This window comes from Paenibacillus sp. IHB B 3084 (assembly GCF_001447315.1).
In the GTDB taxonomy this organism is placed as follows: domain Bacteria; phylum Bacillota; class Bacilli; order Paenibacillales; family Paenibacillaceae; genus Paenibacillus.
Window position 1 is genome coordinate 339,073 of sequence record NZ_CP013203.1, and the last position, 22,121, is coordinate 361,193.

Below are 22,121 nucleotides of genomic sequence, written 5' to 3' on the forward strand. Positions count from 1 at the left end.
TTCCCTCCGTTGATCTGAAAGTATGTTATTTGATGTCAGGCAATCTCGGCTTCCTCATTATCCAGCTTGACGGATACGAGCTTGGAAACCCCGCCTTCTTCCATCGTAACTCCATATAGCACATCGGCTTCTTCCATCGTGCCCTTGCGATGTGTAACTACAATGAATTGTGTCTGTTCGGAGAACTCCCGTAAATATTGGGCAAAACGCACCACATTGGATTCGTCCAGTGCGGCCTCCACTTCATCCAGCACACAGAATGGGACAGGCTTGACATGTAAAATGGCAAACAATAGCGCCATCGCCGTTAACGCCCGCTCTCCTCCTGACAGCAGTTGCAAGTTTTGCAGCTTTTTGCCCGGCGGCTGGGCCACAATATCAATTCCCGTCTCCAGCATACGTTCCGGGTCAAGCAGTACCAGATCGGCACGCCCGCCCCCGAACAGCTTGGAGAACACCGTACCAAATTCGCGTCGGATGGCATCGAAAGTGGCTTTGAAGCGTTTGGACATTTCATCATCCATTTCACGAATGACCTGATAGAGCGTTGTCTTGGCCTCGACCAGATCAGACTTCTGCTCATCGAGAAACGTGTAACGCTCATGCACCCGCTGGTATTCCTCAATGGCACCCAGGTTTACCTCGCCCAATGCTGAAATACCGCGTTTGAGCCTGTGCACTTCGGCCTGCGTACCTTCTATATCTTCCGGTATCGGATAACGCTGCTTGGCCAGTTCATAGCTGAGTTCATAGTCATCACTTAATTTTTTCAGGACGTTCTCCAGCTCTACATCAAGCCGGTTCACTCCGATTTCTGTCTGGCGTAGCTGCTCCTCGACCGACTTGAGCTGAATGCGTTGCTCTTTCGTCTCATTTTCGGCCACTTCCAGCTTTTTGGACAAGCTACTGCGTGCAGCACGCTTGAATTCCAATTGCTGCGAAGCCTCTTCCTTTTTAAGCCGATACTGATTGAGGTTTTCAATCTGCTTCACGCTTTCCTGTTCATTGGTCAGCAGATCAGCTTCGATGGAAGCAAGTAAGGTCTTGTTCTGTCTGGAATCCTTGCCAAGGGTATCATAATCGCCCCGTAGTCTACGCAACTGCTCTTCCAGTGAAAAACGCTCCTGATCCAGCTTTCCTTCTCTTACCTTGAGATTCGTAAGTTCTCCCTGTAGCTGTTCTTTGGCAGATTCGTTGGCCTTACGGGCAAATTCAGCGGCATGGATAGCCTGGTGGGTTTTCTTCTCTTCTTCCTCCAGCGCAGCTAATTTCAGCAACGCCTCTTCACGGGAAGCTTCCAGTTCCTTGATCTCCTGATCAAAACCCTTCTTCTCCTGACCAGATGCAGCCACCTGCTCCAGAACATGGCGAAGCTCATGCTCCAGTTGCTTGAGCTCCATTGCTGTCTGCTGTTCTTCGCCGCGCTTCACATCGCCGCCCTGACGCAGCTCGTCCAAGCGAATCTGTGTCTCTTCCAGTTGGCGTTTTGTATCTACCACGCTCTGACGCAGCCTCGCAATTTGTTGCTCCGTATCGATAATATCCTGATCCAACTGATCCAACTGACGTTTACGTCCAAGCAGATTGGCATTTTTCTTGAATTGGCTACCACCTGTCATGGAACCACCTGCATTGACAACATCGCCTTCCAGCGTTACGACACGATATCTATATTGGCAGCGTGCCGCAATACGGTTTGCATCTTCCAGGGTACGGGCAATAACCACATTTCCCAGAAGACTGCCTACAATGCCAGCATACCGTTGATCAAACTGAACAAGATCCGCACCGATTCCAACAAAGCCCTCGGCACCTTCCGCGATCTGGCGTTCACCCGCCCCAATTTGACGCGGACGGATAACATCCATAGGCAAAAATGTCGCTCTGCCCAGCTGACGCTGCTTCAAAAAGCTAATCGCCTGTCTGGACACCGATTCGTTTTCCATCACGATATGCTGCATCGAAGCGCCCAAAGCGGTTTCCATCGCCTGCTCCAAATGCTCAGGTACCCGGATCAGCTCTGCTACCGCCCCATGCACACCATGCAGGGTTTCTTTGCGTGCCGCCTTCAATACTTCTTTAACACCCAGCATAAAGCCATCGAAGTCATCCTGCATTTCCTTCATCGTATCTCGGCGTGAAATTTGGGCCTCACGTTTTTGTTCCCATTTGCGGATAGTGCCCTGACTTTCTTCCAGCAGCTTTTGCAGCGCCTGGTATTTTTCGCTTCCCTGAATATATCCGCTGCGCAGACTGCTGATTTCCTGACCCAGCTTCTGCACAGCCGCTTCCAAACCCTTTTTACGCTGTTCCAGTTCGGCTTTCTGGGCTTCCCATTTGCCAGATTCGTCACTTACGCGAGTCACCCGCCGTTCCAGCGCTTCCTTCTGCTGGTCGGTATAACGGATTTCGTTACGCGCCTGTGCCATCTGATTCATCAGCTCCAGCAGTCCGCCCTTCAGACTTTCCTCCTGCTCCTGGCTGATTCCGCCTGTGACACCAATCAGCTTCGCCTCTTCGTCGGATAGCCGTTCACGTAGCTCGTCAAGTTCGACAGTCAATGCAGACAGTTTTTCGTTCAGTAGATCCAGCTCACTTTTGCGCTCGGAATGACGTGATTCGCTCGTGCTGAGCGATAAAATGAGCTGCTCCCTGTTTGCCTCCAGATTGCGTGTACGCTCTTTCAGCAGTTCACCGTAGCCTTCACTCTTTTCCGTAGCTTCACTGTATTGCAACAGATCACTTTGCAGCCGCTCCACTTGCTCCTCCAGCTGACGCAGCTCATTGCGGTCGCTCTCCAGCATCGCATCATGACGGGACACTACCGTAGACAGCTGTAGCTGCTCCTGCTGCAACAAAGCCAGCTTGGACGTCGCATCGCTCCACGAGGTATGAATCTGTTCAATCTGATGGACATACATCGAAATTTCCTTCGATTTCAGTTTACCCCGCAGCTCCTTATAGTGGATCGCCTTTTCCGACTGCTCCTTGAGCGGCCCGATCTGATCCTCCAGCTCACTGACCAAATCATGAATACGCAGTAAATTTTGCTCCGTGTCATCCAGCTTGCGAACTGCGTCTTTTTTACGTGATTTGTATTTAACAATACCGGACGCTTCCTCGAAAATCCCCCGGCGGTCCTCGGAACGGGTACTCAAAATCTCTTCAATACGCCCCTGTCCGATAATGGAATATGCTTCTTTACCAATACCTGTATCCATAAACAGCTCGGTAATATCCCGGAGTCTGCATGACTGTCGGTTAATAAAATATTCACTATCTCCACTACGATGCACACGCCGCGTGACCGTGACCTCGCCAAAATCAAGCGGCAATGCCTGATCCTCATTATCCAGCGTAAGCGACACTTCGCCGTAATTAACGGCCTTACGAGCATCACTACCCGCAAAAATAATGTCCTCCATTTTACCGCCGCGCAGTGATTTGGCGCTCTGTTCACCCAGTACCCAGCGAATACCGTCGGATATATTACTCTTTCCGCTTCCGTTGGGTCCGACGACCGCTGTTATGCCTCGGACGAATTCCATCTCCGTTTTATCTGCAAACGATTTGAAGCCCGCCAGCTCAATGCGCTTTAAAAACATACTCAATCTCACCTCTAACATTTAAATATGCTTGTACACCACCGTTTACCTGACTCACAAGAATTATTCCTATTGTAGCACAAGACTACTTCGGATAAAGCAAGGCAACGACATACAGAGCTACAGCAGCAAAGCCACGAAAAAAGAGCAAAACGCAGTCCATTCGCCATTGCGGGCCGGGACTCCCCGCGGACTGCCCTTTGCTCTTACTTTGTGTCCCCTTGCTCGTGTAACCCGTCCGGGCCGCTCAGGTACCGATTACGATTCCGCCAGCTTCAAACGGTTTAAGGCTACTGCCGCCGCCTGCTGCTCAGCTTCTTTTTTGGAGCGTCCTGTACCTGTACCCAGCCGTTCGCTGTCCATATATACCTCAGCTACAAACTCGCGCTCGTGGGCAGGTCCGCGCTCCTCCACAATCTTGTATTCAAGCATCCCCATGTTATGATGCTGCGTCAGTTCCTGAAGCTCTGTTTTGAAATCACTCATCTGTAGCTTACCGTTTAATACAATTTGAGGAAAAATATAACGTTCCAGAAACGACCGGACGGCATCCAGACCTTGATCCAAATATAGCGCGCCTACGAACGCTTCGAATACATCGGCCAACAGAGCCGGACGAGTACGTCCGCCTGTCAGCTCTTCACCTTTGCCAAGCAGTACATATTGCCCGAACTCAAGTCCGACAGCAAATTTTACCAAAGAAGGCTCACAGACAATGGCTGCACGCAGCTTGGTCAGTTCGCCTTCCGGCCGATTAGGGTACTGATTGTACAATTGCTCGGATACAGTCAACTCCAGAACAGCGTCACCTAAAAATTCAAGCCGCTCATTGTCTGCATGCTGACTGAACCGATGTTCGTTTACGTAGGAAGCGTGCGTAAAGGCCTGCTTCAGAAGCTGCCGGTTGTTGAATTGAATATGAAGTTTCTGCTGTAATTGCTTCAAGTCTCCACTCAACGAACTGACCCCTTACGCTTCATATTTTTTAGAATAACGGTAGCATTGTGACCGCCAAAACCAAAGGAATTGGACATCACGACATTTAGTTTCGCTTTTCTCGGCTCGTTAGGTACATAATCCAGATCACAAGCCGGGTCCTGATTATCCAGATTAATCGTCGGCGGAATAGTCTGGTGCTGGAGAGCCAGTCCGCAGATCACGGCCTCAACGCCACCGGCTGCACCCAACAAGTGCCCCGTCATTGACTTGGTTGAGCTAATCGCCACTTTATAGGCGTGGTCTCCAAGCGTTTTCTTAACTGCTTCTGTTTCCGATTTGTCACCGACTGGTGTAGATGTACCATGCGCATTGATATAATCAATGTCCTCAGGATTCAACCCTGCGTCGCGGATCGCCATTTTAATACAGCGCGCCGCGCCATCCGGATCTGGCTCTGTCATGTGATGTGCATCGCCCGACAGACCATAGCCGATCATTTCGCCGTAAATACGTGCGCCACGCTTCAATGCGTGCTCCAACGATTCCAGAATCAGAACACCGGAGCCTTCGCCCATAACAAATCCGTCTCTGTCAGTATCAAAGGGACGGCTTGCCTTCTCAGGCTCATCGTTACGAGTGGACATCGCCCGCATCGAACAAAAGCCAGCCATGCCGATCGGACGAATAGTTGCCTCAGCCCCGCCGCAAATCATGGCGTCAGCATCACCACGCTGAATCATGCGGAACGAATCGCCGATAGCATGACTACCCGTTGCACAAGCCGTAACCGGTGATGTATTCGGTCCTTTAGCGCCGAGTGAAATCGACACTTGGCCGGAACCCATATTAGCAATCATCATCGGGATAAAGAAAGGGCTTACGCGTTTAGGTCCTTTTTCAATCAGCGCATTGTGCTGATCCTCCCAGGTACCCAATCCGCCAATACCGGAACCAACGGATACACCCACACGCTCGGCATCGGCATTCTCTCCGATTACGAGTCCGCTGTCCTTAAGTGCCAATTTACTGGCGGCAACGGCGAATTGGACAAAACGGTCCATTTTACGGGCATCCTTGCGCTCTATATAATCCTCAGGATTAAAATCCTTAATAGAAGCCGCAATTTTCGTTGTATATTCACTGGTATCGAAAGCTTCGATTTCACTGACGCCGGATTTTCCAGCCATCAGATTATCCCATAGTGTGTTCAAATCCTGTCCCAGCGAAGTGATTACACCCATTCCTGTTATGACAACACGTTGTTTCAAAGATAATCACCTCTATGTCTACTGCATATTGTATTTCAAGCCGTACGCTCTTGTGTGCAAAAATAATATAGAATCAACTAAAGTTAGTAATGCAACATACTCCCACCCTTGACTAAGTCATGCCGAGCCAAGCTCAAGAACACGCGACAATTCCGTCTTTAGTTCAATCTGTATGATTAGGAGAAAGTCCCGCCTGTAACAGAACGGGACTTTTGTTGACTTGAATTAGGTATGAGATTGTATGTACTTTACAACTTCACCTACGGTTGTAATTTTCTCTGCATCTTCATCAGAGATTTCCATATCAAACTCATCTTCCAATTCCATAACCAATTCAACTACATCGAGAGAATCAGCGCCTAAATCATCTTTGAAAGATGCTTCAAGTGTAACTTCGGCTTCGTCGGCTCCCAAACGGTCAACGACAATGCGCTTTACGCGCTCCAATACGTCGGACATCCGGCTCACCTCCTCCTTAGGTATTATACGAAAATTACATTTAAAATGCCATAGAAGAGAGTTTTCAATCACTACTCTTCTTCGGGGCATGCGGATTAGCTACATGTAGCTACATGTACATGCCGCCATCCACATGCAAAGTCTGGCCCGTCATGTATGAGGAAGCATCAGAGGCCAAAAATAGCACCACATCCGCAATTTCCTCAGGCCGTCCGAGACGGGCCAGCGGAATACCGCTGAGCATATTGTCACGCAAATCATCAGCAAGCACCTGTGTCATTTCAGTATCAATGAATCCCGGGGCTACGCAGTTGACAGTAATACCTCTCGAAGCAAGCTCCCTCGCGGACGATTTGGTAAGACCGATCACTCCTGCTTTGGCAGCCACATAGTTGGCTTGTCCTGCATTGCCGAGTACGCCGACAACGGAAGAAATATTGATGATCCGACCGGAACGCTGCTTCATCATCGGACGAGTCGCTGCCTTGAGGCAATTAAACACACCTTTCAGATTCGTTTCGATCACCTGATCGAACTCCTCTTCCTTCATACGCATGATTAAATTATCTCTTGTTATTCCGGCATTATTCACCAGAATATCGATCTTGCCCCAAGCGCCGATCACATCCTTGATTAACCGATCTGCCTCGTCGGCGCGACCGACATTAGCCTGAACCGTAATAGCTTCCACGCCTTTGGCACGAATTTGCTCCGCAACCTCTGCCGCAGCCGCTTCACTACCAGCGTAGTTTACCGCTACATTAGCGCCTGCTTCAGCCAACGCCAATGCGATACTGCGGCCGATCCCCCGTGACGCCCCTGTAACGAGCGCCGTTTTTCCACTTAATGGCTTAGACATCATCCAGCCTCCCCTTGCAAGTATATAACCGTTAAGGCGATAATTGCTACTTTTAACGGGCCTCCAAGGCTTCCGTTACCGAAACAAGCGATTCTAGGCTGCTTATATTATACAGCTTAACCGTTTTGTCGATCTTTTTAACCAGTCCAGTCAAAACACTGCCCGGTCCGAACTCAACAAAAGTGTCAACTCCCTGCTCCAGCAGCCATGCTACACTGTCTTCCCACAATACCGGGGAATAGACCTGCTCGACCAGTAGCTGGCGAATTTCGCCACCCTCACGCACAGGTTTCGCTGTGACATTGGCTACAACCGGAACCTGAGCTTTGGAAAAAGCTACGTCTTCCAGCTTGCCGGACAACTTAATCGCTGCTTCCTTCATCAGCGAAGAATGAAAAGGACCACTGACCTCCAAAGTAATAACACGCTTGCCACCCGCTTCCTTCACGCGTTCAGCGACAGCGGCTACGCCCTCCTTCGCACCGGATACGACAATCTGCCCCGGGCAATTGATGTTCGCCAATTCGACCAATTGACCGGATTCCGTAATATCACGACATAGTGTCGCCAATGCTTCACGGTCGGCTCCCAATACAGCAGCCATCCCTCCTTGTCCGTCAGGAATAGCTTGTTCCATGAACTCGCCACGAGTACGAACGATCTCAACTGCATCTTCAAAGGCAAGTACGCCGGAAGCAACGAGCGCACTGTATTCTCCAAGACTGTGCCCAGCCACGTAATCAGGGCAAATGCCCTTTTCCTTGAACGCTTCATACAACGCAATGCTCGCCGTCAACAGCGCAGGCTGCGTATTGGATGTCTGCTTCAAGGCTGTATCTGGACCTTCAAAAATCAGTGAGCTTAGCGCAAAACCTAACCGTTCGTCCGCTTGGCGGAACACTTCTCTTGCCGCAGGAACTGCTTCATAAGCATCTTTAGCCATACCTACAGCTTGTGAACCCTGACCGGGAAATATAAATGCCGTTTTGCCCATCGTGTATGCACCTCTCTGTATCCAATGCTTGTCTTGTAAAGTACCAGACAAATTCAATATTGTATCAAACCCGCCGCTTTCTTACCAGACAAGAACCGACGCGCCCCAAGTCAAACCGCCGCCAAAGCCCACCATTAATACCCGGTCGCCTTCCTTCATGCGGCCTTCCTCGGCTGCTTCCACAAGCGCAAGAGGAATCGATGCCGCGGACGTATTCGCATATTTATGAACATTAATGATAACCTTTTCTTCCGGTAGATCCAAACGTTGCATCGCCGATTGAATAATGCGAATATTGGCTTGATGCGGAACGAACAAATCAATATCATCTTTGGAAAGCCCCGCTTTTTCAAGCACATCGACAGTTGCCGTTCCCATAACACGTACCGCGAACTTGAACACTTCGCGTCCGTTCATATAAATATAGTGTTGCTTGTTTTCTACGGTATCCGCACTTGCAGGCAAACGTGAACCGCCAGCTTCCAGCTTAAGCAATCCGCCTCCTGCTCCTTCGGCACCAAGATCAAAGGATTGGAATCCTCTACCCTCAGGTACTTCACCAATTACTACCGCCCCTGCACCGTCTCCAAAAAGAACACAAGTATTGCGGTCTGTATAATCCGTGATCCGGGAAAGACAGTCTGCCCCAATGATTAACGCATTATTATAAATGCCCGTCTTAATAAAGCTCGTCGCAGTTGCCAGCCCATATACAAACCCTGAGCATGCCGCAGACAAATCAAAAGCTGCTGCGCCTTTGGCTCCGAGCTTGTCCTGAAGAATGCAGGCAGTCGAAGGAAATGCCATGTCCGGCGTAACCGTAGCAACTATGATCAGATCCAAATCCTGTGCCGTCATACCTGCGGATGCCAATGCCTTAATCGCTGCTTCATAAGCCAAATCGGACGTAGCCTGCTCTGGAGCCGCAATGTGGCGCTCCTGAATTCCTGTACGGCTGACAATCCATTCGTCACTTGTTTCTACGATTGCTTCCAAATCTTTGTTCGTCAATATTTTCTCAGGCACGTATTTCCCTGTTCCGATAACACCAACTGACCGCAAATTATTCATATCGTCACTCACTTCCTGCTGATTTCCTTGGATATACTTTCCACCAACTGGTTTTGCAAGGCCGTACGGGCCTGTCTTACTGCATTTTTGACGGCAATGCCGTCAGATGAACCGTGACTTTTCAATACGAGTCCGCTCAGTCCCAGTAAGGGAGCGCCGCCGTGCTCTTTGTAGTCCAGTTTATTTTTCAAACTGCGAAGCTCAGACATAATCAGAGCCGCTGCCAGTTTGGTTTTTAAGGATTTACTAAACTGCTCCTTTAAGAGAGAGAATATCGCACCCGCCGTACCTTCCAGCGATTTTAGCATGATGTTTCCGGCGAATCCGTCACACACCAGCACATCGCAATTCCCGGTCAGCACATCTCTAGACTCCACATTACCTACAAAGTTAACAGACAACTGCTCAATCAGAGGATAAGCCAGTTTCGTCAGTTCATTGCCCTTCCCGGCTTCCGTCCCAACATTCAGCAAACCCACTCTGGGGGAAGCCACACCATGAACCTTTTGGCGGTACAAGCTACCCATCAGCGCATATTGGGCAAGATGTTCAGGCTTGGCGTCCATATTAGCTCCCAAGTCCAGCGCCAGCACACCCTGATCGTCAATCGTTGGAATCATCGGTGCAAGAGCAGGACGCTCAATACCTGCCATTCTCCCAACCACCAACAAACCTGTTGTCATCAGCGCACCCGTATTACCTGCCGATATCATGGCATCTGCTTCGCCTTCTTTGACCATTCGGCCAGCTACGACCATGGAGGCATCCTTTTTACGTCGTACTGCCTTCACAGGCTCATCCTGCGCATCTATCGTTTCGGATGCATGGCGAATGATGAGATTCGCAGGCAATGCTCTGCCGTTCAGCACCGATTCAATTCGTTCCCGGTCACCAACCAGCGTAATGTCTGTATCCTTCCATTCCGCCGCCGCAGATAACGCGCCCTCTACTGTCGCCTCGGGAGCATTGTCCCCCCCATGGCATCAATGGCGATCCGCATGCTGACTTCCTCCTTCGCTATACTCTTCCTCTGTGGAGCGGTAAATGACAAAGTTACCCTGGAACACCATTTCTTCTCCCACGTAAGCAAACACTTCTACTTTGGCTTTCCCTTTTTGTTCGGGATTTGATCGCACATATGCTTTGGCAATGCACTTTTCTCCCAAATGAACAGGGCGGACAAAGCGGATGTCCGCCGAAGCGGTCAACGCTATCTCATCATTAATCACGGCAATAGCCAAAGAATTGGCCTGGGCAAACACATAATGCCCCCGCGCGATGCCAGTGCGTGAAAAGATATGCTCTTCTTTAATTTCAAAAATGGAAATACCGCTTCTGTCCAACTGGAGATCCACGATATCCCCGATCACTTCATGTAAAGGCAGGGAGCGAACCTGATCGTAGGAACGCTCAGCCATCAGCTTCAGTCGCTCCCGCAGCTCTGGGATACCCAATTCCATCCGATCCAGCCGAATCGTCTGAATGCTCACCTTAAGCTGTCTCGTCAGCTCCTGATCCGTTACGAACGGATTCTCATCAATTAATTGAGTCAGCCGTTGCTGTCTCTGTCTCTTTGGCAAACGTTCGATATCAGTGACGCCTCCTTTCCCTGCAATAAATTACCGTTCAGCCGGCGGTTCGGGTTACTTCACGTGCTAGCGGCGAATGCTTCATGCCGATTTGTCATCTTGTATGTATAAAGAACCCCTTCGGCCCTTCTTCCTTAGAACCTGGTACTAAAACAGTATATAGCATGCCGCCGTAAAAAGAAAGTACGAAGACAAAAAAAGTAGCGCCTCACTAGAGTGAAGCGCTACTTTTCCTGCGAAGATTCCAAAGAATCCGCTTATCGGACATTATTGAGAGATAATCTCTCTAGCTTTGTACGTTCCGCAAACTTTGCACACATGGTGAGCAAGTTTCAATTCGCCGCATTCGGAGCATTTCACCATACCTGGTACTGCCAGTTTAAAGTGAGTACGACGTTTGTCGCGACGAGTTTTGGATGTTCTCCGTTGAGGTACTGCCATTATTCCCACCTCCTTAACCAGATCAACCCGTATAACGGGCGTGACTTCTTATCTCATTCAAGACTGAAGGAAACTGCCGGAAGCAGCTACCTCACAGCCGGTGAATCAAGCCTGCAACATCCATGTGTCGGTTCTGTAACTCCCCTGCACAAGTGGATGATGATTTGTCAGAATTGAACTCAATTCTCATTTAAAAAAATCCTTAAGCCCTGCCAGACGCGGATCAATCTTTTTCGTATCGCCATCGTCACTGTCATCGGAGCCAACGCTCCAGTTTTGTCCGGTCGCAGGAGCGATCCCCTGACAATCCTCACTGCACACAGGTGCAAACGGCACGTGCAGTACAAACAGCTCTTCACAATACGGTGCAATGTCGAAGGAATCCCCCGTCACTGCGATAAATTCGCCATCTTCATCCTTCTCTTCGCCAACCGAAGAGATTTGCTTAAACCGTTCACGGAATTCAATCTTCAAATCCTCGTGCATCGGACTTAAACAGCGTGAGCACAGCATGTCCAGACCTGCGGTCAACGTGCCTTCCACGCTCATTAAGCCTTGACCCAGACTAACGGCGACCAAATCGGTCTCCAGCGGGGAAACGGCCGTAACATCAGGACGATCATCCACCAATTCACTCACATTGAGAGCTTCACGGATCGGAAAAGGACCATCACTTGTTGCTACTTTGCGAAAAAATAGTTGCATCGCTATCACTCCAAACAAACAAAAATTATTATACCGACTGATCGAGTCGTTTGTCAACACCTTTCACTTTACACCTCTCACAAATCCATCGGTTTTCCAATGGTTCCGCAAGTTTTATGCGAAAGCGAAAATACGTTGCATGGATCATGTACCTGTGAGTATTCGTACCCCCGCCACTCTTCGTGTACAATAATGCGAGTATAAAGCTTTTTTCTTCAGGTCTCAATGGTCTTGTTCATTTCGGATCACAAAAAAGCATCATCGCTACCCCTAGAGCAATCATTAACTGGTGGAGAACCATCCTTTTCAGGATAGTCACCAGATTGGCGACATCAGAAAGGAGCCGAAGTATAGCCTTGAAAACCCTCGGTATTATTGTAGAATACAACCCGCTACATAACGGTCACACGCATCACTGGAAGGAGTCTTTTCGCATCACTGGCGCGCAGCGCACGGTGGCTGTGATGAGCGGTCCCTTCCTCCAGCGGGGGGAACCCGCAATTGTGGACAAATGGTCCCGCACCGAAATGGCACTTGCCATGGGTGTGGACCTGGTTTTGGAGCTGCCTGTGGCCTATGCCGTCCAGCCCGCAGAATGGTTTGCCCACGGGGCGGTCGCCCTGCTCCGCGCCACGGGCGTCGTCGACGCGCTCTGCTTCGGCAGCGAGAGCGGCGACATCGCCCCACTGCGCGCGCTGGCCCGCGTGCTGGCGGCGGAGCCTGCCGAGCTCAAGGCCGGCATCGCGCAGCGCCTGAGCAGCGGCGCAAGCTACCCCGCCGCCTACGCGGGGGCCGCAGCCGCGCTCGCGGCCGAAGGGGCGGACGGCGCTGCGCTCGCCGCCCTCATGCAGCAGCCCAACAATACGTTGGGGCTGCATTACTTGATTGCGCTGGAACGGCTGGACAGCGCAATCCAGCCCTTCACCGTAGCCCGCACGGGATCGGGCTACCACGAAGCCGTTGCGCCCGCGGACGGGGTCATCGCCAGCGCAACGGCCATCCGCCGTCTCCTCCTCGACGGCGGGCCGGAGGCCGCGTCGCCGTACGTGCCTGCGGCGACGCTGGAGATTTTGCGGCGCGAATGGCAAGCCCGACGCGCGCCGCTGCATTGGGAAGCGTTCAGCCAGCCGTTGCTGAACGCCCTCATCACGCGCAGCCCGCAGCAGCTGGCGGAGCTGCACGAGGTGACCGAAGGGCTGGAGCATCGCCTGCGGCAATCGCTGTACACGCTGCCCCAGCCCTCCGTAGAGGCATTACTCGCCGCTGTCAAGACGAAGCGGTACACTCGTACGAAGCTTCAGCGTATGTTCACCCATATTTTGCTGAATCATGCCAAAGCAGGTATGGCCCCCTCCGAGCTGGCGAAAGGCCCCGGCTATATCCGCGTACTCGGCTTTAATACTGCCGGACGCGAGCTGCTGGCCCGCATGAAGCAGACAGCGACCCTTCCGGTATGGGTTAAGCCGTCAGCCGGATCGCATCCTCATCTGGACTGGGACACCGCAGCAGCCGCCATACACGCAGCCGGAATGCCCCGTCCCGCCATTCGTGACATGTATGCCGATTACTTGCGGCCGCCCGTCATGATTTGATCGGGAGCTTTTCCATATAAGTTAACGCATCGTCAAGCTTGCGAACCGGAACGAGCTTCATTCGGGTTCCGATTTGCTCAGCTTTGGCCTGGGCTTCCTTATAATTGTCCGTCGGGACGAAAAACAATTCAGCACCCTGACGGTCAGCGGCGACAATTTTATACTTTGCACCGCCGATCGCTCCCACCTTACCGTTCTTATCAATCGTACCCGTACCGGCAACACGATATCCCTTGCTCAGATCGCCCGGTGTCAGCTGATTATAAATTTCCATCGTAAACATCAAACCAGCCGAAGGCCCGCCCACATCCGTTGACGTAAAATGAATCGTTTTACGTTCATCCTTCGGCTCTACTTTCTGAACGGTAGCGATGCTGACTCCAAAGCCGGGACGCTGTTTGCCTGTTTCGCTGTCCGTGATGGTCATTAATGGAGCTTGCACAGTCAGCAGCTTGCCATCACGTTTTAGCTTCACTTTGGCCATCGTTCCCGCCTTTTCATCCTCTAGGGCATTTCGAATGGAACGATTATCCGTCACCCTTCCCCCGTTCAGTTCCAGAATTTCATCTCCGGGATGAAATACACTGTTCGAACTGGGCACCTTAAAAACGTACACATAATCCGGCACAATGCGATAAGAAATATCGGCCCGCGTATAAGCAGCCTCCATCGCAGAAGACTGGGAATCTCCCATATACCACACCTGCTCTGCTGCATATTCGTCTTCGCTCCTGCCGTGCAGTCGATCCTCCTTACGCTGAATCTCCGAATTGGCATCCAGCTTCGATATACCCAGCATAATGACATTGGCATAACGCGCCGATACCGTCGTCATCATAAAAGTTCCCCGTTCGCTACGGTCGCCTTCCTGGACGGTAACCATCGGCTTGATTTCATTCGCCCCGCCGGGTCCATAGATCAGATACGGGGTTGGCATATATACCAGCACATAGACCATAGCGGCCAGGAACAGAACATATCCGGTTGTAAAAAAAGCTCTGTTCCGGTTAATTCGTTTCATCGCTTCTCCCCCTCACAGCCTTAACTTCTTCCTATCTCACCCAAATCCACTCTGTGCCCTGCCTGTTCTCAATTCTTACAAAAAAGCATACATTAATTACCGACAGCGCGTACGAGCACCTCGGCCGATTACAAACAAACGCGAACAGGCGCTAGAAACAACATACGGTGAACTCTACTATATTTATGCACGATGAGATTCGTTTTTTAAATGTTAAATCATATCACTTCCAGGGAGGTGAACCCTTTGCTACAAAAGGAAGCCCATTCTGCTTCTTATTGGACAACCCTGTTCCTAGGACTTGGTGCCATTCTGCTCGTGCTGGCTGTTGTCTCCTCACCGGAAGAGGTATTTCAAGCCTCCGCCCAGGGGCTTAAGCTATGGTGGAGCATTATTTTCCCGGCCATGCTCCCTTTCTTAATGCTGTCCGAAATGCTTTTCGCCTTCGGTTTGGTGCATGGGCTTGGCGTCCTCCTGGAACCGTTCATGCGCTCCTGGTTCCGTCTTCCGGGTCGAAGCGGCTGGGTACTGGCCCTTGGTCTGACTGCCGGATTTCCGGCTGCTGCGGAAGCAGTGCGCCAATGGACACAGCAGGAGGATATGACCGAGCGCCAGCTTAGACGATTGACCGCTATCACTCATTTCTGCAATCCGATTACCATCCTGCTCGTGATCGGGACAGGATTGCTGCACAATGCTGCTGTAGGCGCCATGTTGCTTGCCATTCACTGGATCTCCGGCCTGCTGGCGGGATGGATTACAGTCAGACTAACTGCATCGTCAAAAGAATCGCAAAAACGGGAAACGCCAGTTGCCCTCCGGCGAACCTCTGTTTCCCGTACTTCTACCACCCTCATCCGGTCCGCATGGGACGCCACACGCTCTGCCAGAGAACGAGACGGGCGCAGCTTCGGAAAGCTGCTGGGCGAAACCGTATCCCATGCCGTACAGACACTTATGATGACAGGTGGATTCATTATTTTCTTTTCCGTACTGATTCGGCTGCTATCCATGTACTCAGGTCAAGGAGCATTTTCTTTCATCTGGCCCGCCTGGATAGAGATCCATCTCGGTTCCTATGAAATCAGCCGACTGCCCTACGACCTTCGTACACAAGCGGCTCTGATCAGCGCCGTACTAGGCTGGGGGGGGCTATGCGGCTGGCTCCAAATCACAGCCGTCACCAGACCCTCGGACAAAGGCATCACGTTCACCATATCCAGGGTGCTTCATGGCATCATCGCCTTTATGCTCACACTCGTTGCATGGACGTCTCTTAGCCTTATGACAAGCAATGCACTTCCCGCTTATGTTAGCCGCAGCTCCGTTTCTTCCTTCGCGGAAGGCGGTTATGATCCAGCCGCGCATTCCGTTATGGCAGAGAGCAGCAACCTATGGACACAGTTGGAAAGTCCGTCACTGTATCCATGGCAACTGACCGCCTTGTCTATTGCGCTGCTGGGCGCGATTATACTTACACTGCTCGTCATTTCCTTTATGACTTCATGGTGGAGCCGCCACGATTGGCGTTAACCTTGGCACGAAGCGCATCCTCGACTTCAGGGGCCACCAGATCTACGACCTTGCCATCAAAATGGGCGATTTCCTTCACCATACTGGAACTCAGATATGAATAAGTCGGGTTCGTCATCATAAAGATCGTTTCGGCATCCGGGTTCAGCTTATGGTTTGTGGAAGCCAATTGCAGCTCGTATTCAAAATCTGTCACCGACCGGATTCCTCTGACGATAACCTGAGCCCCTTTTTCACGTACATAATTGGCTGTCAGGTCACGGAAGCTGTCCACCTCAATGTTCGGAATATCGCGGGTTACCGTCCGCAGTAGCTCCATTCGCTCCTCCAGAGAAAACAGTGGATTTTTACTAATATTGTTAAGTACCGCGACAATCAGCAGATCAAACTGCCTCGCCGCTCTTTGAATAATATCCTGATGCCCCATCGTCACGGGATCAAAGGTTCCCGGATATACGGCAATACGTGGTTTGTGCTCAGTCATGATGGTCCTCCCCGCCTGATTCGGCTATACCGGATGTTTCCGTTCCGGCCTCCGTATGTTCTGCATCGTCCGGTTGCTCTGCTGCAAAGCGGTAGATAGATAACGTCGTTTCGCCATAGACCGCTTTTCTGACCTGTTCGAACGGCCCAAAGCTTTCCGGGTACTTATGTCCCGACTCATACTCCAGCACAATGACTGCCTCGGAACGAAGCAAGTCAAGTTCAGCCATACGGCTCATCAATTCATCACCATGCTTGAGACGATAGGGCGGATCCAGAAAAACAGCATCAAAAAAAGCTCCACGTTTAGCCAGCACCTTGAGCGCTCGTCCGGCATCATTGCGGAACACTTCAGCCTGTTCTTCCAATCCGGTTTTTCGCAAATTTTCTTTAATGACATCAATACTTTTTGATTCCATATCAATAAAGACTGCCTTGTCCATTCCCCGGCTGAGCGCCTCTATACCCAGGCCGCCACTGCCTGCAAACAGATCAAGCGCGACTCCCCCATCAAAATAAGGACCTATCATGCTAAATAACGCTTCCTTGACCTTATCCGTGGTTGGTCGCGTCCCTGTGCCGGGAACTGCCTTTAACGGCCTTCCTTTGGCACTACCCGATACCACTCTCACGCTGAAACTCACCTATTTTCTATATGTGTTGATAACCATATAAAGATTATGACGTTATCGTACCACATGCATAGCCGTTTGAAAAATGTAGGGTTTGAGGAGGTATAAAAAACCATATCGTGGGCATCCTTAAGATATCGGCATTCAACCAATGTCGTAGACAACCGCGGAGAAGACTTACGTTTCCCCATAAGCTCTTCGTCCGGTTTCTCCTCTCCCATTCGGGCGCTCTTAATGGAGCGCCTGATTTTTTTTTGCAAAAAAAGAAGCTGCTCGCTGGCAGCCTATGTATATAAGGAAATGAAGTTATACTATTTAAGCAGCTCCTCGGGCGTATCTCCCTGATAGACATACACATAACTCGCTACCGACACAGCAAATGCAGCAAACATAGACAACGATGTTGCCAGACCATATACGATTTTTTTCACCATTTTCCTCACCTCCTTTTCCGAATCAACGTCAGGCTCTGGACTAGAAAAGCAACAGCCACTACAGAGGAACCGATTACAAAATTAGTACATACAAGCAGAGATGCTAAAAGTCGCAGGAGGGGATAAAACCGGGATGGAATGCGCGACTGCTTTTCAATTCTGGACGGGGCAAAGCATAAGACAAGAAGCAGGGATAATCCGGTGAACAGGTTTGTCCACCAACTATGTAAAGAGATAAAGGATATGGCTGTAAAAGCTACAGAGGTCGCCACAATACATGCCATCCCTGTTTTTAGATGAATCCCTCCTGACATTTGGCGCAACAAGGCAAAAGCCACTAGAATCGTCACAGCCTCTGCCGTCCGCCCGGTGAAGAATGAGGCGAGTAGCGTCAGCATAATAATCATGGAGGCATTTATAATAAGAGCCAGTGCATATTTAAGTACCGGGATAGAAGCCGGATGATCCGGCACAGTCCGTTTGATCTGGTTAGCAAGCTTGAAAGCCATCGTTTCAATCATCCCGATATTCCTTTCCAACCGCATAATAGATGAAGAATCCCGATACCAGTGCAAAAAACATCATATTTAACCATACCTCGTTGTAGTACAGCACGATAGAGGTGGATATGAAGGATAAAATAATGAGTGTAATCACAATGCCGTATTCAGCTCTAAATTTAAGCTTTTTGAAATTAACGGCAAACCCGATGCCTTTTCGATACAAAATAAATGAAATGAGCAGTCCTGCCACCGCACTTACCATTTGCAGCAGATAGCCCTTCAGGGAACCGTCCTGTAGCTCAGAGACTGGCAGGCTCCCGAACATCGCTTTTAAAAGCACCGACTGAACGACCGCATAAGCAAAATAACCGGTAACCGTCATAATACCTGACCATACAATCGGAATTTTCACCACCGTAGCGAGCAAAAAGATAAAAAGCAGCATGTTAATGACAGGCACCAGATAAGCGAGGGAAAATTCCTCTCTCAGCAAATAACTTTGCAAGTTCATAATCAGGTTCACAAAAATTGCTTGCCGTACATAAGGAGTCATTTTAACTTTAAAAATACTAAGAATGAGCGCAAAAACTGCCACTCCTTCAAACGTGGAAAATACTAAAAAGCCGAAAGGCTTCACAAGCATACGTGCATCTCCTTTTCAATTCCAACAAATCTCATCGGTGTTTTCAAAAAACTTGGATGTACATCGAATATAAAGGGCTGCGGCCTACTTTTCAAGAGGTCTTTTCAATGATTTGATAGATTTCTTTAAGCACTTCAATGAAATGTTATCGGATGGAGAAGAAAGCTACAGCTCAGGCAACACTTTCCTTGACCGAATCTTTCTGTGAGCGCACAGACTTCATACGTGATATGATCTTTTTTCCCCAACGAATGCCCGGTTGCTCGATCCAAGAATAGGTGATCCAAGACAGACCTGTAGTCAACAGTAGTGTCATGATAAACATCAGAGTCATATTAACAACAGGGGAAAAGGGTAGCTCAATCTGATTGACCATCTCCAGAACAAGCAGATGCGTCAAATACATACTGTAGCTAAGGCAGCCGATCCATGACCATCCCCGGTTTAGCAGCCACACAGGCTGCCAGTGATACAAAGCATAGGCTGCCAGCAGCAACAGGACACCGATGAGATAATCCGTCATCCCCGTACAAAGAGCAAACAGTACGGAGCCAAGCAGCAATCCCCCGCTGAATCGATCCATACTTTTCCAATGCCGCTCGTCTTTCCATATGAAGAACAGCAATACCCCCAGTCCGAAAACAGGCAGTTGGTTGGGAAACCATAAATACAGATAATGTCCCCATAACGAGTGATCACTGATCCATGGAGCATACGCAAACACCGTATTCAGTCCGAAGCTCAGTACAAGCGCGCCGGTCACAAACCAGGCAGCATGCCGAATCGATTGAATGAGCTTAAATAATAGCGGCACGCACAGATAAAAAATACATTCCACCGCAATGGACCACTCCACACCGATAATGCTGTTGATCCAGTACGGGTTCAGGCCATTCAGAAACAAAATATGGGCTGCGATATTGGCAACGGTAACCCCTTCCTGATCCCCAAGCCAGAAACGGGGCCCTGTCCCGTTCACAACCAAATAGATGATTAGCATAACGTAATACAACGGGGCAATACGAAAAAAACGACGCACCAGATACGCCGAGACCCCCTCTTTCCTGTCGCCCATACGTCTGCTCAAAGACAGAAAGAGCGTAAAAGAACTAGCCAGATAAAATAAAGCGACCCCTTTCGCTCCCAAACTTAAACCCTTTTGCAACCATCCGTTTAGTCCCTCTACGTGCTGGCTGACATGGACAAGCAACACGCCCATAATCGCCAATGCTCTCAGCGTATCTACAAATTGCAGCTTGTTATGTTCCGTTTCACCCTTGGCTACGGGCATCGTATCCCTCCATATCGGTTCTTTAATGATACATTTTGTATCTATAATACACAAAACGTATCGTTAAAGTAAATATGGCGGTATGGAAAAAAACACCCTCCAGCCGCAACGACATGCGGCCAAAAGATGTTCATTTTTTCATGCTATAAACGCCTGTCCCCTTGCAAGGACTGTTATACGATTTATTTGTTTAAATGAAAAGGAACAGTCGTTACAATAACGTCTTTGTAATTGATCAAATAAGCTCTCATCAGCAGGCTGGTCTGGTTGTGCAAAATATTTTCCCACCAGTGCTTCGTGATGAATTGCGGAATAAGGACGGTAATATGATCTTCGTCCGCTTTTTTCCACTCCACCGTATCAATGAACTTGCGAAGCGGATTGATAATGCTCCGATAACGGGATTTCAGCACCACCAATCGGATCCCTACATCCCACTCTTCCCATTTTTGCTCCATCTTGCGGATCGCTTCATCATCAACACCTACATATACAGCAACCACATTATCCGACAAGGTCTTGGCATAGCTGATGGTATTCATCACGACCCGTGTAATACCAGCTACCGGAATAATGATTGTATTGCCTTTGACCATAGGTTTATCCTTCGTAATATCTATCCGCAGCTGCTCAGCCGTATTTTTGTAATGTCTATCGATCTTCATAAAGAAATACAGAACCAGAGGCAGGAAGATAAAAACCATCCACACCTGACTAAACTTGGTAAAAATAAAGATAAGCGTAATGGACAGCGTGGTCAGCATTCCAATGGTATTAATAGCAAGCTTGACGACCCAGCCTGATGGCTTGAGACGAATCCAGCGAATCATCATTCCCAGTTGGGAAAGCGTAAACGGAATAAATACCCCTACAGCATAAAGCGGAATCAGATTTCCCGTATTGCCGCCAAATACGATGACCAGCAATGCCGAGAAAATACTCAGAAACAGAATACCGTTCGAGTAACCAAGCCGATCTCCGCGAACCATGAACATATGCGGCATGTATTTATCTTTGGCCAGCATAAATGCGAGCAACGGAAAGGCCGAATAAGCTGTATTCGCCGCCAAAAACAAGATCATCGCCGTCACACCTTGAATGATGTAATACATCACACCGCGCCCGAAAGTGGCGTTCGCAATTTGCGAAATGACCGTTTCATGCGGATTAGGACGAATACCGTACCAATAAGCCAGCAGGCTGATTCCGATAAACATACACCCGAGAATCAAGCCCATCATCATCAGCGTAGTTGCCGCATTTTTGGCAGCAGGCTTGCGGAAGTTCGGAATGGCATTCGAGACAGCCTCTACCCCGGTTAGCGCCGAGCAACCTGAGCTGAACGCCTTCAGCAGCAGAAACAGACTAACATTGGATACCGTAGCTCCAAATTGCGGTGCCGCAGCATGGGCTCCTCCTGCCAAGTAATGGATGATACCGCTAATAATCAGAACAAAGATCGAAACCACGAACAAATAAATCGGTACAGCTAGCACCGAGGCAGATTCCGTTACCCCGCGCAAGTTCATAATGGTCAAAAAGATGATCATGATCAGTGCAATCGCGATCCGATGATCATGCAATGATGGAAACGCCGATGTAATAGCATCTGTACCCGCCGACGAGCTGACTGCTACTGTCAGAATATAATCGACCAGCAAAGATCCGCCTGCAATCAGACTCGGTGCCCTGCCCAAATTGTCCTGTGCGACGATATAGGCGCCACCGCCACCGGGATAGGAAAAAATAGTCTGTCTGTAGGACAGAATCAAAATAATCAGCAATCCCAATACCGCGATGGATATAGGAATGGAGTACCACAGGGCAGCGAAGCCCGCTGTAATCAAAACAAGCAGAATTTGCTCTGTTCCGTAAGCTACAGAGGACAACGCATCCGAGGACAGGATGGCCAGAGCCTTAAGCTTGTTTAGTTTCTCATCTTCAAGAGCCGTCGATTTTCGTGGACGACCGATTAGTAATCTTTTGACTTTACTCAGCATTTCGTTAACTCCTTCTTTGGATGAGGGTTTTGCAGAAGAACTTTGGATCATATGTTATT

At 49.7% G+C, this 22,121-nt stretch carries 20 protein-coding genes and 1 pseudogene; 2 read left to right on the forward strand and 19 right to left on the reverse strand.

The window, feature by feature from the left end:
• Positions 1–35 precede the first annotated feature (35 nt).
• The 11 genes and pseudogenes from smc to ASL14_RS01625 all read right to left on the reverse strand — a co-directional run bounded on the left by smc (position 36) and on the right by ASL14_RS01625 (position 11,930).
• Entirely contained in the window at positions 36–3,605 is a 3,570-nt protein-coding gene (gene smc / locus ASL14_RS01575; RefSeq protein WP_134910198.1) for a chromosome segregation protein SMC, read from the reverse strand.
• Between the two features lie 258 nt (positions 3,606–3,863).
• Positions 3,864–4,562, reverse strand: coding sequence for a ribonuclease III (gene rnc / locus ASL14_RS01580; protein ID WP_014281046.1), 699 nt, complete (start codon positions 4,560–4,562; stop codon positions 3,864–3,866).
• Positions 4,559–5,812 (reverse strand): beta-ketoacyl-ACP synthase II, encoded by a 1,254-nt coding sequence (gene fabF / locus ASL14_RS01585; RefSeq protein ID WP_134910199.1) that lies wholly within the window; start codon positions 5,810–5,812, stop codon positions 4,559–4,561. Before fabF ends, rnc begins: the two co-directional genes overlap by 4 nt.
• 225 nt (positions 5,813–6,037) lie before the next feature.
• Positions 6,038–6,271, reverse strand: coding sequence for an acyl carrier protein (locus ASL14_RS01590; RefSeq protein ID WP_007429985.1), 234 nt, complete (start codon positions 6,269–6,271; stop codon positions 6,038–6,040).
• Positions 6,272–6,380: 109 nt separating this feature from the next.
• Positions 6,381–7,130 (reverse strand): 3-oxoacyl-[acyl-carrier-protein] reductase, encoded by a 750-nt coding sequence (gene fabG / locus ASL14_RS01595; protein WP_044644900.1) that lies wholly within the window; start codon positions 7,128–7,130, stop codon positions 6,381–6,383.
• 52 nt (positions 7,131–7,182) lie between these two features.
• Positions 7,183–8,124, reverse strand: coding sequence for an ACP S-malonyltransferase (gene fabD / locus ASL14_RS01600; protein ID WP_134910200.1), 942 nt, complete (start codon positions 8,122–8,124; stop codon positions 7,183–7,185).
• Between the two features lie 81 nt (positions 8,125–8,205).
• Positions 8,206–9,195, reverse strand: a complete 990-nt coding sequence (locus ASL14_RS01605; RefSeq protein ID WP_044644902.1) for a beta-ketoacyl-ACP synthase III — start codon at positions 9,193–9,195, stop codon at positions 8,206–8,208.
• Between the two features lie 8 nt (positions 9,196–9,203).
• A pseudogene (plsX, locus tag ASL14_RS01610) lies at positions 9,204–10,195 on the reverse strand (phosphate acyltransferase PlsX).
• Positions 10,179–10,775 carry a transcription factor FapR gene (gene fapR / locus ASL14_RS01615; protein ID WP_134910201.1) on the reverse strand — a complete coding sequence of 199 codons (597 nt, stop codon included), beginning with the start codon at positions 10,773–10,775 and terminating at the stop codon, positions 10,179–10,181. The pseudogene plsX and the gene fapR overlap by 17 nt, the downstream one beginning before the upstream one ends.
• A 276-nt stretch (positions 10,776–11,051) precedes the next feature.
• Positions 11,052–11,225, reverse strand: coding sequence for a 50S ribosomal protein L32 (gene rpmF, locus ASL14_RS01620; RefSeq protein ID WP_007429979.1), 174 nt, complete (start codon positions 11,223–11,225; stop codon positions 11,052–11,054).
• 186 nt (positions 11,226–11,411) lie between these two features.
• The gene (locus tag ASL14_RS01625) at positions 11,412–11,930 is read right to left on the reverse strand and encodes a YceD family protein (protein ID WP_134910202.1); all 519 of its coding nucleotides are present in this window, start codon (positions 11,928–11,930) and stop codon (positions 11,412–11,414) included.
• A 356-nt stretch (positions 11,931–12,286) separates the two neighbouring features.
• On the opposite strand from ASL14_RS01625, the gene ASL14_RS01630 reads away from it, so the two are divergent.
• On the forward strand, positions 12,287–13,522 hold the full coding sequence (locus ASL14_RS01630; protein WP_134910203.1) for a nucleotidyltransferase: 1,236 nt from the start codon (positions 12,287–12,289) through the stop codon (positions 13,520–13,522).
• Here the strand turns inward: ASL14_RS01630 and ASL14_RS01635 are convergent.
• A complete protein-coding gene (locus tag ASL14_RS01635) occupies positions 13,512–14,543 on the reverse strand; it encodes a SepM family pheromone-processing serine protease (protein WP_134910204.1) in 1,032 nt (343 codons plus the stop codon). The two genes, ASL14_RS01630 and ASL14_RS01635, sit on opposite strands and share 11 nt — an antisense overlap.
• A gap of 237 nt (positions 14,544–14,780) precedes the next feature.
• Here ASL14_RS01635 and ASL14_RS01640 point away from each other — a divergent pair, with 237 nt between their 5' ends.
• On the forward strand, positions 14,781–16,076 hold the full coding sequence (locus tag ASL14_RS01640; protein WP_223264306.1) for a nucleoside recognition domain-containing protein: 1,296 nt from the start codon (positions 14,781–14,783) through the stop codon (positions 16,074–16,076).
• Here the strand turns inward: ASL14_RS01640 and coaD are convergent.
• From coaD to ASL14_RS01680, 7 genes are all read right to left on the reverse strand, one after another.
• The gene (gene coaD, locus ASL14_RS01645; protein WP_025686336.1) at positions 16,039–16,560 is read right to left on the reverse strand and encodes a pantetheine-phosphate adenylyltransferase; all 522 of its coding nucleotides are present in this window, start codon (positions 16,558–16,560) and stop codon (positions 16,039–16,041) included. The two genes, ASL14_RS01640 and coaD, sit on opposite strands and share 38 nt — an antisense overlap.
• Positions 16,553–17,191 (reverse strand): 16S rRNA (guanine(966)-N(2))-methyltransferase RsmD, encoded by a 639-nt coding sequence (gene rsmD / locus ASL14_RS01650; protein WP_134910206.1) that lies wholly within the window; start codon positions 17,189–17,191, stop codon positions 16,553–16,555. Before rsmD ends, coaD begins: the two co-directional genes overlap by 8 nt.
• A gap of 311 nt (positions 17,192–17,502) precedes the next feature.
• The gene (locus ASL14_RS01660; RefSeq protein ID WP_014281032.1) at positions 17,503–17,625 is read right to left on the reverse strand and encodes a cyclic lactone autoinducer peptide; all 123 of its coding nucleotides are present in this window, start codon (positions 17,623–17,625) and stop codon (positions 17,503–17,505) included.
• A 5-nt stretch (positions 17,626–17,630) separates the two neighbouring features.
• On the reverse strand, positions 17,631–18,146 hold the full coding sequence (locus ASL14_RS01665) for an accessory gene regulator ArgB-like protein (protein ID WP_134914333.1): 516 nt from the start codon (positions 18,144–18,146) through the stop codon (positions 17,631–17,633).
• Positions 18,139–18,771, reverse strand: a complete 633-nt coding sequence (locus ASL14_RS01670; RefSeq protein ID WP_134910208.1) for a hypothetical protein — start codon at positions 18,769–18,771, stop codon at positions 18,139–18,141. Before ASL14_RS01670 ends, ASL14_RS01665 begins: the two co-directional genes overlap by 8 nt.
• A gap of 172 nt (positions 18,772–18,943) precedes the next feature.
• Positions 18,944–20,062, reverse strand: a complete 1,119-nt coding sequence (locus tag ASL14_RS01675; protein WP_134910209.1) for an acyltransferase family protein — start codon at positions 20,060–20,062, stop codon at positions 18,944–18,946.
• 182 nt (positions 20,063–20,244) lie between these two features.
• Positions 20,245–22,062 carry an APC family permease gene (locus ASL14_RS01680; protein ID WP_134910210.1) on the reverse strand — a complete coding sequence of 606 codons (1,818 nt, stop codon included), beginning with the start codon at positions 22,060–22,062 and terminating at the stop codon, positions 20,245–20,247.
• Between the last annotated feature and the right edge of the window lie 59 nt (positions 22,063–22,121).

What these genes read in the sequence shown, in the direction of transcription:
- ASL14_RS01680 (WP_134910210.1), bottom strand. Translation starts at nt 22,062, where the DNA reads ATGCTGAGTAAAGTCAAAAGATTACTAATCGGTCGTCCACGAAAATCG.
- ASL14_RS01660 (WP_014281032.1), bottom strand. Translation starts at nt 17,625, where the DNA reads ATGGTGAAAAAAATCGTATATGGTCTGGCAACATCGTTGTCTATGTTT.
- ASL14_RS01670 (WP_134910208.1), bottom strand. Translation starts at nt 18,771, where the DNA reads ATGCTTGTGAAGCCTTTCGGCTTTTTAGTATTTTCCACGTTTGAAGGA.
- fabD (WP_134910200.1), bottom strand. Translation starts at nt 8,124, where the DNA reads ATGGGCAAAACGGCATTTATATTTCCCGGTCAGGGTTCACAAGCTGTA.
- smc (WP_134910198.1), bottom strand. Translation starts at nt 3,605, where the DNA reads ATGTTTTTAAAGCGCATTGAGCTGGCGGGCTTCAAATCGTTTGCAGAT.
- ASL14_RS01605 (WP_044644902.1), bottom strand. Translation starts at nt 9,195, where the DNA reads ATGAATAATTTGCGGTCAGTTGGTGTTATCGGAACAGGGAAATACGTG.
- coaD (WP_025686336.1), bottom strand. Translation starts at nt 16,560, where the DNA reads ATGACTGAGCACAAACCACGTATTGCCGTATATCCGGGAACCTTTGAT.
- fabG (WP_044644900.1), bottom strand. Translation starts at nt 7,130, where the DNA reads ATGTCTAAGCCATTAAGTGGAAAAACGGCGCTCGTTACAGGGGCGTCA.
- ASL14_RS01665 (WP_134914333.1), bottom strand. Translation starts at nt 18,146, where the DNA reads ATGATTGAAACGATGGCTTTCAAGCTTGCTAACCAGATCAAACGGACT.
- ASL14_RS01625 (WP_134910202.1), bottom strand. Translation starts at nt 11,930, where the DNA reads ATGCAACTATTTTTTCGCAAAGTAGCAACAAGTGATGGTCCTTTTCCG.
- ASL14_RS01635 (WP_134910204.1), bottom strand. Translation starts at nt 14,543, where the DNA reads ATGAAACGAATTAACCGGAACAGAGCTTTTTTTACAACCGGATATGTT.
- ASL14_RS01675 (WP_134910209.1), bottom strand. Translation starts at nt 20,062, where the DNA reads ATGCCCGTAGCCAAGGGTGAAACGGAACATAACAAGCTGCAATTTGTA.
- ASL14_RS01590 (WP_007429985.1), bottom strand. Translation starts at nt 6,271, where the DNA reads ATGTCCGACGTATTGGAGCGCGTAAAGCGCATTGTCGTTGACCGTTTG.
- rpmF (WP_007429979.1), bottom strand. Translation starts at nt 11,225, where the DNA reads ATGGCAGTACCTCAACGGAGAACATCCAAAACTCGTCGCGACAAACGT.